Source organism: Kitasatospora sp. NPDC057936 (assembly GCF_042887525.1).
In the GTDB taxonomy this organism is placed as follows: Bacteria; Actinomycetota; Actinomycetes; order Streptomycetales; family Streptomycetaceae; genus Kitasatospora.
In genome coordinates, this window is the sequence record NZ_JBHVPD010000044.1 from 16,665 (window position 1) to 29,290 (window position 12,626).

11 protein-coding genes are annotated in these 12,626 nt (G+C 72.7%); 7 read left to right on the plus strand and 4 right to left on the minus strand.

The window, feature by feature from the left end; all coding sequences use genetic code 11:
* Nucleotides 1–71: 71 nt before the first annotated feature.
* Both ACFVU9_RS22770 and ACFVU9_RS22775 read right to left on the minus strand, forming a co-directional pair.
* Nucleotides 72–446, minus strand: coding sequence for a WhiB family transcriptional regulator (locus ACFVU9_RS22770; RefSeq protein ID WP_380441661.1), 375 nt, complete (start codon nucleotides 444–446; stop codon nucleotides 72–74).
* A 346-nt stretch (nucleotides 447–792) separates the two neighbouring features.
* The gene (locus ACFVU9_RS22775; RefSeq protein ID WP_387595979.1) at nucleotides 793–1,518 is read right to left on the minus strand and encodes a DUF1707 domain-containing protein; all 726 of its coding nucleotides are present in this window, start codon (nucleotides 1,516–1,518) and stop codon (nucleotides 793–795) included.
* A 206-nt stretch (nucleotides 1,519–1,724) separates the two neighbouring features.
* On the opposite strand from ACFVU9_RS22775, the gene ACFVU9_RS22780 reads away from it, so the two are divergent.
* From ACFVU9_RS22780 to ACFVU9_RS22790, 3 genes are all read left to right on the plus strand, one after another.
* Nucleotides 1,725–3,392: a fumarate hydratase gene (locus ACFVU9_RS22780; protein WP_380441619.1), complete on the plus strand. Its 1,668-nt coding sequence runs from the start codon at nucleotides 1,725–1,727 to the stop codon at nucleotides 3,390–3,392.
* Between the two features lie 134 nt (nucleotides 3,393–3,526).
* The gene (locus tag ACFVU9_RS22785; RefSeq protein WP_380441617.1) at nucleotides 3,527–3,760 is read left to right on the plus strand and encodes a type II toxin-antitoxin system VapB family antitoxin; all 234 of its coding nucleotides are present in this window, start codon (nucleotides 3,527–3,529) and stop codon (nucleotides 3,758–3,760) included.
* Between the two features lie 41 nt (nucleotides 3,761–3,801).
* Nucleotides 3,802–4,182, plus strand: a complete 381-nt coding sequence (locus tag ACFVU9_RS22790) for a PIN domain-containing protein (protein ID WP_387595924.1) — start codon at nucleotides 3,802–3,804, stop codon at nucleotides 4,180–4,182.
* Nucleotides 4,183–4,197: 15 nt separating this feature from the next.
* Here the strand turns inward: ACFVU9_RS22790 and ACFVU9_RS22795 are convergent, their stop codons facing one another.
* A complete protein-coding gene (locus tag ACFVU9_RS22795; RefSeq protein WP_380441615.1) occupies nucleotides 4,198–4,956 on the minus strand; it encodes a GntR family transcriptional regulator in 759 nt (252 codons plus the stop codon).
* A 166-nt stretch (nucleotides 4,957–5,122) separates the two neighbouring features.
* Here ACFVU9_RS22795 and ACFVU9_RS22800 point away from each other — a divergent pair, with 166 nt between their 5' ends.
* Nucleotides 5,123–5,413 (plus strand): hypothetical protein, encoded by a 291-nt coding sequence (locus ACFVU9_RS22800; RefSeq protein ID WP_387595927.1) that lies wholly within the window; start codon nucleotides 5,123–5,125, stop codon nucleotides 5,411–5,413.
* Between the two features lie 534 nt (nucleotides 5,414–5,947).
* Here the strand turns inward: ACFVU9_RS22800 and ACFVU9_RS22805 are convergent.
* Nucleotides 5,948–6,232, minus strand: coding sequence for a hypothetical protein (locus ACFVU9_RS22805; RefSeq protein WP_380441611.1), 285 nt, complete (start codon nucleotides 6,230–6,232; stop codon nucleotides 5,948–5,950).
* 214 nt (nucleotides 6,233–6,446) lie between these two features.
* Between ACFVU9_RS22805 and ACFVU9_RS22810 the strand changes: the two genes are divergently transcribed.
* The 3 genes from ACFVU9_RS22810 (at nucleotide 6,447) to ACFVU9_RS22820 (ending at nucleotide 12,608) form a co-directional block, all read left to right on the plus strand.
* Complete coding sequence (locus ACFVU9_RS22810) at nucleotides 6,447–9,428, plus strand: BTAD domain-containing putative transcriptional regulator (protein ID WP_380497219.1); 2,982 nt, start codon at nucleotides 6,447–6,449, stop codon at nucleotides 9,426–9,428.
* A 507-nt stretch (nucleotides 9,429–9,935) separates the two neighbouring features.
* Nucleotides 9,936–10,700: a methyltransferase domain-containing protein gene (locus ACFVU9_RS22815; RefSeq protein WP_380441607.1), complete on the plus strand. Its 765-nt coding sequence runs from the start codon at nucleotides 9,936–9,938 to the stop codon at nucleotides 10,698–10,700.
* 102 nt (nucleotides 10,701–10,802) lie between these two features.
* Complete coding sequence (locus ACFVU9_RS22820; RefSeq protein ID WP_380441605.1) at nucleotides 10,803–12,608, plus strand: SpoIIE family protein phosphatase; 1,806 nt, start codon at nucleotides 10,803–10,805, stop codon at nucleotides 12,606–12,608.
* The last annotated feature ends 18 nt before the right edge of the window (nucleotides 12,609–12,626 follow it).

Below are 12,626 nucleotides of genomic sequence, written 5' to 3' on the forward strand. Positions count from 1 at the left end.
ACACGACGCGGCCCCGGCGGAATCCCCCTCCGCCGGGGCCGCGGCGCGTTCCGGCGCGCGATCCGGCGCCGTCAGCCCGCTATCCGCCGGTGGGCCGTCGACACCCGGGCCGCCTCGCGCAGCTCCGACTCCCGGCGGCGGCGACGGGCCAGCACCACGCGCCGCTCGGCGGCCGTCAGCCCACCCCAGACGCCGTACGGCTCCGGCTGCGCCAGCGCGTGCTCACGGCACTCCAGCAGCACCGGGCAGCGGGCGCAGACCCGCTTCGCCTGGTCCTCGCGCGACAGCCGGGCCGCCGTCGGCTCCTTGGACGGCGCGAAGAACAGCCCCACCTCGTCCCGACGGCACGCGGCGCCGGTGTGCCAGGGGTTGTCCTCCCCCTGGGGCCCCTGACCGGCCGGTGAGCCCTGCGGCTGCGGGCGGCTGTCGGGGCGGGGCTCCAACAGCTGCGCGGCGGCGACGGGCGAGGTGGTGCGGGACTCGATCGGATGCAGCACGGCCGTACTCCTGACGAGACTCTCGGACACGGGGAAGCTCGCTCCCCTGCCCGGCTGCGAGCCCCCGCTCTCCACCCCCGGGCCGGCCGCTGGCCGCCCCCGGTGCGCAGCCGTACAAGAAGCGATGTGCGAGAGGGAATACCCCGCCGGGCCGCGATTCATGCACACTGCACGCAATCGACTACTCGCTGCACCCGCCGCAACGCCGAGTGCCCGGCCGGGAGTTGCTCCCACGGCCGGGCACCGGTCGGATCACGCGCAGGTCGGCGGCCGGACAGTCGCCGGCCAACGCCCGCTACTCGACGCCGAGTTGCTTGCGCACCCACTCCTTGAGCTTCTTGCCCCGGCGCGGCTTGGCGTCGCAGCCGCCGAAGATCGCCGTGCCCCGGATCCGGACCACCGGGGCGTAAGGGTCCGCCGCCGTCTGCTCCTTGACGTCGAAGCCGCCGAAGATGCCGACGCCGCCGCCGTGCAGGCTGACGTTCTCCGGCACCCGGACCTCGACGCCGCCGAACAGCGCCAGCACGTCGATGACGACCTCCGGCGACTCGAAGACGGCGTCGCTCAGGTCGATGTCCACGCCGCCGAAGACCGCGACCACCTTCAGGTGCGAGCCGACCCGCCAGCGGCCCTTGCGGGACGCCCCGCCGAAGATCGCCACCATCTGGGGCGCCTCCTGACGGGCCGGCGGCTGCGCCGGGACGGACGGGCGGGCGGCGGGGGCGTCCAGCGGCGGCTTCTCGAAGGAGAGCGGACGGTGGCTGGGCAGGTCGCGGGTGAGCGGCGCCAGCTCGCCCAGGGTCTTCGCCGCGTACGCGGCCTCGATGCGCTCGGCGTGCTCGTCGACGTCCAGCCGGCCCTCGGCGTAGGCGTCGCGCAGCAGGTCGGCCACCCGCTCGCGGTCGGCGTCCGAGGCCCGCAGCTCGGCCTCGGCCACCGGGGCGTGCACGGGCGCCGGCGCCGGCCGGTCCGGCCGCTCGGGCCGGGGCTGCGGTTCGGGATGGTTCTCGGGCTTGGTCATCGGCACGGGCGCCGGCACGGGCGGCCGACCCTGATCGTCCTGCGGCGGCGAGTTGTCCACGGGCCAAGACTAGTCGCTCGCACTGCTGCCCGAGTGAGCCCGGTCACGCAAGGCGGACCTGTCCGCGTGCACGCGATCGCCGGGTCCTACCCTGGATGGTGCTTCGCCGACGCAGCCGGATCACTGGAAACCTAAGGACCGCCCCCATGGCTCCCACGCCAGACTTCGAGTACAGCGACCTGCTCCCCCTGGGCGCTGACCCGACCCCGTACCGCAAGCTCACCTCCGAGGGCGTCTCCACCTTCGAGGCCGGCGGCCGCACCTTCCTCCAGGTCGAGCCCGAGGCGCTGCGCCTGCTCACCGCCGAGGCGATGCACGACATCTCGCACTACCTGCGCCCCGCGCACCTCGCCCAGCTGCGCCGCATCCTGGACGACCCGGAGGCCAGCCCCAACGACCGCTTCGTCGCGCTGGACCTGCTGAAGAACGTCAACATCTCGGCCGGCGGCATCCTGCCGATGTGCCAGGACACCGGCACCGCGATCGTCATGGGCAAGCGCGGCCAGAACGTGCTCACCTCCGGCGCCGACGAGTCCGCCATCGCGCGCGGCGTGTACGACGCGTACACCAAGCTCAACCTGCGCTACTCCCAGATGGCCCCGGTGACCATGTGGGACGAGAAGAACACCGGCAACAACCTGCCGGCCCAGATCGAGCTGTACGCCACCGACGGCGACGCGTACAAGTTCCTGTTCATGGCCAAGGGCGGCGGCTCCGCCAACAAGTCGTACCTGTACCAGGAGACGAAGGCCATCCTGAACGAGGCGAGCATGCTCTCGTTCCTGGAGCAGAAGATCCGCTCGCTCGGCACCGCCGCGTGCCCGCCGTACCACCTGGCCATCGTGATCGGCGGCACCAGCGCCGAGTTCGCGCTCAAGACCGCCAAGTACGCCTCGGCGCACTACCTCGACCACCTGCCGACCTCCGGCGACGCGAAGACCGGGCACGGCTTCCGCGACCTGGAGCTGGAGCAGAAGGTCACCGAGCTGACCCAGAAGATCGGCATCGGCGCGCAGTTCGGCGGCAAGTACTTCTGCCACGACGTGCGCGTCGTGCGCCTGCCGCGCCACGGCGCCTCGCTGCCGGTCGCCATGGCCGTCTCCTGTTCCGCCGACCGCCAGGCGCTCGGCAAGATCACCGCCGAGGGCGTGTTCCTGGAGCAGCTGGAGACGGACCCGGCCAAGTACCTGCCGGACACCACCGACGAGCACCTGGACGACGACGTGGTGCGCGTCGACCTCGACCAGCCGATGTCCGCGATCCGCAGCGAGCTGTCCAAGTACCCGGTGAAGACCCGGCTCTCGCTCACCGGCACGCTCGTCGTCGCCCGCGACATCGCGCACGCCAAGATCAAGGAGCGCCTGGACGCCGGCGAGGGCATGCCCAAGTACCTCCAGGACCACCCGGTCTACTACGCGGGCCCGGCCAAGACCCCCGAGGGCTACGCCTCCGGCTCCTTCGGCCCCACCACGGCGGGCCGGATGGACTCCTACGTCGACCAGTTCCAAGCGGCCGGCGGCTCGATGGTCATGCTCGCCAAGGGCAACCGCAGCAAGCAGGTCACCGACGCGTGCGCCGCGCACGGCGGCTTCTACCTCGGCTCGATCGGCGGCCCGGCGGCCCGGCTCGCCCAGGACTGCATCAAGAAGGTCGAGGTCCTGGAGTACGCCGAGCTCGGCATGGAGGCCGTCTGGCGCATCGAGGTCGAGGACTTCCCGGCCTTCATCGTCGTCGACGACAAGGGCAACGACTTCTTCCGCGAGACCACCGAGGGCCCGCTGATCACCAACCTCCGGGTGCGCTCGAAGGAGTAGCCCTCCCCCGGTCCCGTCCCACCGCCCCGGCCGCCTCCGTGCGCCCGGGGCGGTTTCGGATACCGGCGCGGGCTGAACGTGGGTACCGTGGATGAGAGAGGTGGATCACCCACATCGTCCACGGAGGCGCGCAGGTGAGTATGACCAACATCGATGTCGACGACACGATCCTTGCGGAGGCCATGCGGTTGATGGGGACGACGACGAAGAAGGACACGGTCAACAACGCCCTCGCCGACTACGTCAACCGACTGAAGCGGCTGGAGGCTCTGGAGAAGCTGTCCCGCCGAGCCGCCGCAGGCGAGTTCGAGCCGACCGTCCGGGTCTACGAGGCCCGCAAGCGGGCGCAGCGGGAGGAAGCCGAATGATCGACAGCTTCCTGATCGACACCTAGGCCTATGTGCGACTGGTGTCGGACCGTGAGCTTCGGTCGCAGTGGTGGGGACACATCGAGTCCGGCCTGATCAGGATCAGCAAGTCCACCAGGACCGAGATCCTCTTCTCCGCCCGGAACTCGGCGCATCGGGACGACTTGGAGGACGAACTCGCGGCACTGTTCGGCCCGACCGTCGGTGCCCCGAAGTCAATCTGGGAGTGGATCGACACCGCCCAGTACAAGCTGACCCAGAAAGGCCAGCACCGAGCGGCCGGGCTGGCAGACCTGCTGCTGGCCGGCACCGCCGTCCACCACGACATGACCGTCCTGCACCTGGACGACGACTTCGCCACCGTCGCTCGGGTCATCACCGATCTCCGCGAGCAGGACATCCGACGGCCGGCCGTCGGCTGACGGTCACAGCGGAGCTCACGCGTCGAAGTCGTACTCCAGCACGTAGGACGCGGCGTCGAGGATCATCTCGTTCAGCTCGACGACCTGGCCCTCGTCGGCGAAGGCGGTGCGGCAGATCAGGATCACCGGGGTGCCGGCGGTCAGGTCCAGGCGCACGCCCTCCTCGGCGCTCGGCATGCGCGAGCGCACCTCCTCGCGGAAGTGGACGGGCTTCGCGCCGATCTCGGCGAGGCGGGCGTAGGTGCCGCCCGGGCCGGTGTCCTCGCGGGTGATCGCCGTCCCGGCGACCAGGACCGCCGGGAGGTAGGACGTGGACAGCAGCACCGGCTTGCCGTCCAGGACGAAGCGGCGGTGGCGCACGCACATCGGCTCGCCCGGGTCGACGCCGAGGACGCGGGCCACGTGCTCGGGCGCGCCGCGCTCGGTGACCGACACCTGGTCGACGACGAGGGTGCGCCGGTCGATGTCCGCGGACCATATCGACCGCCCGGAGCCCCACTGACCCTGCGCGAGCCGCTGGATCCCGTGCCGGCGCAGCGGGCGGAAGTCCCGCACGAACACCCCGGCGCCCCGGCGGGCCTCGGCGATGCCCTCGCTCTGCAGCACCCCGAGGGCCTGGCGGGCGGTCATCCGGGCGACGCCGTACTCGTCCATGAGGTCGTTCTCGCCCGGCAGCCGGTCGCCCGCGCGGTACTCGCCGGCGTCGATGGCCGCCCTGAGCGTGTCGGCGATCCGCTGGTACTTGGGCTGCTTGTCGCCACTGCTGCCGGTCATCGCCGCTCCCTCTCCCTCTCGGAAATCGTAGGCGCGCCCGCGGTCGCAAGTAAGCGGATACGACCGTTGACATCTCTAGAGATATTAGCTTCTCTAGAGATGCTGGGTAGTCGCCGAGCGTCACCACGGACGCGCGGACGGCGACCGCAGAGCTAGGGAGGGTTCGGTGAATCCCCGTCAGCGCAACGCCGCCGCCTACCGGCCGCACGCGGGTGACCGCGTCCTCGACCGCAGGACCGGGCGCACCGGCATCTACATGGACACCATCGGCGGCGAGCACTACCTCCGCCCCGAGTCCGGCGGCCGCGAATGGACCGCCGACCCGACCCACGTCACCCCGGCCCCCGCCCCGAGCCCCGCCCCGGCCGACGACGGCCCGGACTCCGATCCGACCGGAAGACCCCGCCGCCCCGCCCGCGGCCGCTGCCGCCACCTCGGCGGGGAGCGCGCCGGCTAGCGGCACGGAACGAGATCGTCATTCGTTAAAATGGCGACAACCGCCATTGCCCTGCAAAATCCAGCAAAACGGCCATTCAAGACATCGCGCCGATTTCCCCCGAATCCGGAATTCCGGAAAGGATCCGGGGCCGCCACGAAACTCCCGGGGGAGAATTCGGGGCCGGCGCCGCGAAGGAGGCCGACGGGCGGGATCCGACCACCGCCGTGCCCCCGAAAACGACGAACGCCCCGCACTCGCCAGTTGCGAACGCAGGGCGCGACCTTGACGTCCAGTCAGGGACGGCTGAAGATGACCCCGGCGAAGGCGCCGGTGGCCGTCACCACGGAACCGGCGGCCAGAAGGGCCGTCGACACCGCTACCACCGCAATACGACGAAGCTTGCTCATGACAACCTCGCTATCGAACTGATCGGCTCTGCCTGGGGGGCCGGCGACCGGAATCCGGATCGCCGGGCGGTGCGCGCGGGGCCGTCGACAGTGCATGCCCGGCGCCTCACCAGGGGTGCGGCACCGGGCGGACGGCCCGGGTCACTTACGGCCGGCTGTTGATGACACCGAGCGGGACGGTCTCGCCGGGCTTGCCCTGGGGGTGCTGCGGCTCCTCCACCTCGCCGCCGCCCATGAGCTCCTGGGGGTCGACGTGCTGCTCGTCCGCGGGCACTATGTACCCGGCCACGTTCGACGCGGCGTCGGCCACCGCCGCGTCGGCGGCGGGAGTCGCGGTGGCCACGGCGCCGGCGGGCTGGCCCGCGGCGGCCCCGTTGGCGTTCGGCGCGGCCTGCGGAGTCACAGTGCTGGTGGGGTCATTCTCGGCCATGGGTTGGCTGCCTTTCAGGTCATTGAGGTCTGCTCGCGCCCGACTGACTCGACCAAGGCGCCGGGACAGTATCGTAGGAGCCGTTAAATGTCCTATAAACATCGCGCCGCCGGAGCCGCTCTCCGGTGTTTACAGCCGCCCGCCTAAGCTGATGCGACCACAGCGGGACCACCCAAGCGCCCCGCGCACCCGCCACAGGTCAATCGGGGGATTCATGGAGCCTCAGGAAACGCCGCACAGCAAGGCGCTGCGCTTCCAGGTGCTCGGCCCCATGCAGGCGTGGCGCGGCGAGCAGCCCCTGTCGCTGGGATCCCCCCAGCAGCAGGCCGTCCTGACCTCGCTGTTGCTCCAGCAGGGCCGCCCGGTCACGACGCAGGACCTGGTGGACGGCATCTGGGGCGAACGGCCCCCGCCGCAGGCCATCGCCGCGCTGCGGACGTACGTCTCGCGGCTGCGCACGGTCATCGAGCCGCACCGAGAGGTGCGCGCGCCGGCCGAGATCCTCGTCTCGGTGAGCGACGGGTACGCGCTGCGGATCTCCTCCGGGACGCTGGACCTCTCGGTGTTCGAAACCACCGTCACCGAGGCCGCCACCGCCCGGACCAAGGGGGACCCGGCCGAAGCACACCGGCTGCTCGTCTCCGCCCTGGCGCTGTGGAGAGGCCGGGCCCTGGCCGGCGTGCCGGGACCGTACGCCGACTCCCAGCGGCTGCGGCTGGCCGAGCGACACGTGTCGGTCTGGGAAGAGTGCTGCGCGGTCGCGCTGGAGATCGGCCTGCACACCGAGGTCGTCGCCGAGCTGAGCTCGCTGACGTCGGAACACCCGCTGCGGGAACGCCTGCGGGAGCTGCTGATGCTCGCGCTGTACCGCTGCGGGCGGCAGGCCGAGGCGCTCGGCGTCTACACCGACACGCGCAAGCTGCTGATCGACGAGCTCGGCGTCGAACCGGGTGCGGGGCTCTCCGCGATGCACGCCCGCATCCTGGCCGGCGACCCCGCCCTGACCCCGCCCACCGGCACCGGCCCCGCCGCCGTCCGGCACGACGCCACGACCAGCGTGCCGGCGCCGGCACAACTGCCCGCCGACGTATCGGACTTCAGCGGACGCGAAGGGCTGGTCAACGAGCTCCGCGCGGTGCTCCAGAGCGCCACCGGCCAGGCCGTCGTGGTGACGTCGCTGGCCGGCATCGGAGGGGTCGGCAAGACGACGCTCGCGGTGCACGTCGCCCACAGCGTGCGGGCCGAGTTCCCCGACGGCCAGCTGTACGTCGACCTGCGCGGCGCGGGCGCCTCACCGGCCGAACCCGCCGTCGTCCTGGGCGACTTCCTGCACGCCCTCGGCGTCACCGAGATCCCGGACTCGGTGGAGCAGCGCTCCGCCCTGTACCGCTCGCTGCTGGCGAACCGGCGGATGCTCATCCTGCTCGACAACGCCCAGGACGCGGACCAGCTGCGGCCGCTGATCCCCGGGGTGTCGGGCTGTGCGGTGCTGGCCACCAGCCGGTCGCGGCTCGCCGGGATCCCGGGCGCTCATCTGGTGGACGTCGAGGAACTGACGCCCGCCGAGGCCCTGGCGCTGTTCTCCGCCATCGTCGGCGAGCAGCGCGTCTCGTCGGAGCCGGACGCGGCCCTGGCGGTGGTCACCGCCTGCGGCTTCCTGCCCCTGGCCGTCCGCATCGCCGCGGCCCGGCTCGCCAGCCGGCCGCGCTGGAGCATCTCGGACCTCGCCCGGCGCTTAGCGGACCAACGGCGGCGGCTCGACGAGCTGCAGCTGGGCAACCTCGCGGTGGAAACGACGATCGGGCTCGGGTACGGCCAACTGCGCGCCGACGAGGCCCGTGCCTTCCGCCTGCTCTCCCTCGTGGACTCCCCCGACCTGCCGCTGGACGCCGTGGCGGCGCTCCTCGGCGAGGCCGAGGAGCGTGCCGAGGACCTGGCCGAGGCACTGGTCGAGGCGAACATGCTGGAGTGCTTCACGCCCGGGCGCTACCGCTACCACGACCTCCTGCGGCTCTACGCCCAGCGGCAGAACGAGAAGTCCGCGGACACGCAGGAGCAGCAGCAGGCGGTGCTCCGGCTGCTGGAGCACCTGCTGCCGACGCTGCGCACCGCCGCGCAGGCCATCGAGCCCGACGATCTGCTCTTCGAGACGCTGGAGGAACTGAAGGCGCCGGGGCTCGGCCTGGCGACCGCCGCCGACGCCCAGCAGTGGCTGCGCGCCGAGACCGGCATGCTGCTGAGCACGCTCGAGGCGGCGCTGGGAGGCCCGCCGAACCTGCTGCGGCCCGCTCTGGACCTGCTGATCACGCTCAACAGCATCGTCGAGGACCCGACTCACGCCCCCAGGACCCGGCGTCTGCTGGAGATCGCCGACTCCAACGCCCAGTCGCACGGGGACACCCGGGCGCTCGCCCGGGTCCACCTGGCCTGGGGCACGCTGGAGTACTTCGCGAACAACTTCCTGGGCGCCGAGAACTCCCTGCGCGAGAGCCTGTCGCTCCAGCACCCGGACGACGTCACGGTCGTGCGCTCGATGGTCACCAACACCCTCGGGATCATCCTGAGCATCGCCAACCGGAGCGCCGAAGCCCTGCCGTTCTTCGAGCAGGCGCTCTCGATCAGCCACGTCGTCGGCGCACCGATCAGCGAGGCGCGGCTGCTCGGGAACATCGCCCGGGCCCAGCTCGACGTCGGGCGGACCGCGGAGGCCGTCGAGTCCGTCCACGCGGCGGTGGCGAATGCGCGCAGGTCGGCGAACGGGGCCTGCCTCGCGGACACGGTGTACCAGCTCGGCGTCGTACTGTCGTCGACGGGTGCGCCGGTGGAGGCCGTCTCGCACCTCCGGGAGGCGCACAAGCTGTACCAGGAGCAGCAGAACCGGCTCCGCGAGGGGTACACGCTGGCCCGGCTCTCGGAGAGCCTGCTGGCGATCGGACAGGCCGGCGAGGCGGCCGAGGCGGCCGGCGAATCGCTGGCGATCGCCCAGGAGATCGACGGCGCCTACTGCCAGGGCCTCGCCAACGCCGCGCTCGGCGAGGCGCTGCTGGCGCTCGCGCAGCCGGCCCGCGGGCTGGCGTGTCTGCGGGAGGCGCACGCGATGTTCACGCGGCTCGGTGTGCCGGAGGCCTCCCCCGTGGCGGACCTCATCTCCCAGCAGCACACCGAGCCTGCCTCTTCCTCACCCCCGGCGCCGTGAGGCCTCCACCCCCCAGCGGAGATCCTCCCCCGATTCGCGTTGCGTCGGCGCTCCCGCAGCCCCCCGGCTGCGGGAGCGCCCTCAACGCTTCCCCGGCGCTGGTCCCTACTGTGCACCGCGCCGATTGACGTTCGATAAACGTCCGATTGTCAGCCTGCGGAGCGGTGAAAACCGCAGGTCAGCACCCACGCCCCCGGCGCGCTGTGCGGCGTGCGGGGCCGACGCGCACCACCCCGGCCCGCACCGTCGTGCTTCCGCAACACCGTCCACAACGGCCCAAGAACGACGAGTTGGCCGGAAAGGGGCCCCACGGCGGTGTGATCACGCATATTCTCAGATGCCAGTGCACACACAAGTGCCGGCCGGCGACGTGCCAGAGTTTCGGAATGCCCAGTTCTCAGCGTGCGGAGTGCAGTCCGTCAGTGTGATGCGGGGAGCGTGACGCACCGCCACCGGCAGCGGCCGGCCAGGCTGGCGGAGGCCAGGGTGGAAGGGTGCCTCTCTATCGTGACGACCGGACAGATATCGGACCCGTTCCCCGTCGGCGAGGACGCGGGTGACGACGAGCCCGACACCCGGCGGCGCCGGGCCGTACGGGCCTTGCAGGCGGTCGCCTTCGACACGATCGGCGCCGGGTACGGCGAGGCGTTCCCGGCCAAGGACGGACAGCTCGCGTGCGGCCGGCGGCTGCTGGCGCAGCTGGAGCCGGGCGCCCGGGTCCTGGACGTCGGCTGCGGCACCGGGGAGCCGACGGTCCGCCAGCTGACCGCGGGCGGGCTGCGGGTCACCGCGACGGACCTCTCGGACGTGATGCTCACGCTGGCCGCGCAGGCCCACCACCCGGGGGAGCACCCGCCCGTATTCCACCGGATCGACCTCTACGACCTGGGCACCGAGCGCGCCGGGCGGGTCTGGAACGTGCCCGGGCTCGGGCCGGACGGCGCGGGCGGGTTCGCCGCCGTCACCGCGTTCTTCTCGCTGATCCTGCTGCCGCAGGACGAGATCCCGACCGTCCTCGGCCGGCTGCACGCGCTGCTGCGGCCGGGCGGGCTGCTGGCCCTCGGGATGGTCGAGGCCGATCTGGATCACGTTCCGCTTCCGTTCCTTGGCAGAGAGCTGCGGATCAGCGGGTATCTGCGGGAGGATCTGGAACGGGTTCTGGTCGCGTCCGGGTTCGCCGTCGAGGAGTGTTCGGGGCACCCGTACGCGCCGGCCAGTACCTCGCTGCCGCCGGAGGAGCAACTGTTCCTCTGCTGCCGACGCGTCGGCTGACCGCCCGGCGGCGGCTCCCGAGCACGCCGACAGCCGCGACAGCGGAAGAGACCAGCAAGCAGCACACCCCCAGAGCCCACCCCGAGCCCAGGACAGGCAGCCGTGCGCGACCAGCTCAACACCGAGGCCGGACAGCCGCCTGCGCTCCCCCAGCCGCGCAGCGAACCCGCGGCGGCCGGTCGCGACGACGTCGCCGGGCGCCTCGGCTGGCTCGACTCGGCGACCCGGCGGATCAACAGCGCCCTCGACCTCGCCGCGACGCTGCGCAACGTCGGCCGGGTGCTGGTCCCGGCCCTCGCCGACGCCGCCGTCGTCCACCTGCGCGACCCGCTGCCCAACGTCGAGCGCGAACCCGGCTTCCCCGACGAACTGCGGATCCACTACAGCACCGGCACCCGGATCGGGCGCCGCGGCCGCCCCAGCGGCGCGGAGGACCGCCGGCGCACCCGCTGGGGCACCCGCTCGAACGCCGACGGCGGGCCCGCCACCCCGGTGACCCGCGGCGGCGCCCTCGCGCACGCCCTGCTCAGCCGCCGCCCCGCCGAGGCCGCCGTGATCGGCACGCCCGCCGCCGAGCGCACCGAGACGCTGCTGCGCGAGCTGTACGGCACCCGCGGGCTGGCCCGGCTCGGCGCGGGCACGTCCGTCCTCGCGCTGCCGCTGCGCGGGCGCAAGGCGGTGCTCGGTCTGCTCGTGCTGATCCGCCGGCCTCCCGAACGCACCGGCCGCCCGGCGTTCGACGCCGCCGACACCGCGACCGCCGCGCACCTCGCGACCCAGGCCGGGCTGGCCGTCGACACCGCCCTGCGGTACGCCCGCGAGTGGGAGATAGCCAACGAACTCCAGCGCAGCATGCTGCCGTTGCGCCTCCCGCAGCCGCACGGCGTGCGCCTCGCCCAGCGCTACCTGCCCGGCGAGCGCGGCGCCCAGGTCGGCGGCGACTGGTACGACGCAGTGCCGCTGCCCGGCAACCGGGTCGCCCTGATCGTCGGCGACGTGATGGGCCACTCGCTCACCTCGGCCGCCATCATGGGCCAGCTCCGCACCAGCGCGCAGACCCTGGCCGCGCTCGACCTGCCGCCCCACGAGGTGCTCTACCACCTGGACGAACAGGCCCAGCGGCTCGGCCGCGAACAGCACCTGGCCACCTGCGTCTACGCGGTGTACGACCCGATCGCCAACCGCGTGGTGATCGCCAACGCCGGGCACGTCCCGCCGGTGCTCGTACGGCCGGACGGAACGGCCGAACTGGTCGAGCTCGACTCCGGGGCGCCGATCGGCGTCGGCGGGGTCGACTTCAACTCCGTCGAACTGCCCGCCCCGCCCGGCTCGGCCCTGCTGCTGTTCACCGACGGCCTGGTCGAGACCCGCAGCCGCCCGCTCAGCGACGGCCTCGAACTGCTCCGCGCCAAGATCGCCGGCTCCACCTGGCACGCCCCCGAGCAGCTGTGCCAGGAGGCGCTGCGGATCCTGCCGCCGGGCGACCGCGGCGACGACATCGCCCTGCTCGGCGCCTGCTTCGACGGCATCCCGGCCGGGGACGTCGCGCACTGGTACCTCCAGCCGCGCAACGAGACGCCGGGCCGGGCCCGCCGGCTGGCCGCGCACACGCTGCGCCGCTGGGGCCTGGGCGAGCTCAGCGAGGCGACCGAACTGATGGTCAGCGAGCTCGTCACCAACGCCGTCCAGCACGCGACCCGTCCGGTCACCCTGAGCCTGGTGCGCACCACCCGGCTGCGCTGCGAGGTCGGCGACGACAGCCCGCTGCTGCCCCGCCCGCGCCGGACCGGCCCCGAGGACGAGCGGGGGCGCGGGCTGCAGATCGTGGCCCGCTGCGCCGACCGCTGGGGCGCGACCCGGCTGGGCACCGGCAAGGTGGTCTGGTTCGAGCAGCGGCTGCCGCAGTGACGACCGGGCCGACGGCCG

Bases quoted from the DNA above. Each gene is read 5' to 3' on its own strand.
- ACFVU9_RS22780 (WP_380441619.1), top strand. From the start codon at position 1,725: ATGGCTCCCACGCCAGACTTCGAGTACAGCGACCTGCTCCCCCTGGGC.
- ACFVU9_RS22805 (WP_380441611.1), bottom strand. From the start codon at position 6,232: ATGGCCGAGAATGACCCCACCAGCACTGTGACTCCGCAGGCCGCGCCG.
- ACFVU9_RS22775 (WP_387595979.1), bottom strand. From the start codon at position 1,518: ATGACCAAGCCCGAGAACCATCCCGAACCGCAGCCCCGGCCCGAGCGG.
- ACFVU9_RS22810 (WP_380497219.1), top strand. From the start codon at position 6,447: ATGGAGCCTCAGGAAACGCCGCACAGCAAGGCGCTGCGCTTCCAGGTG.
- ACFVU9_RS22795 (WP_380441615.1), bottom strand. From the start codon at position 4,956: ATGACCGGCAGCAGTGGCGACAAGCAGCCCAAGTACCAGCGGATCGCC.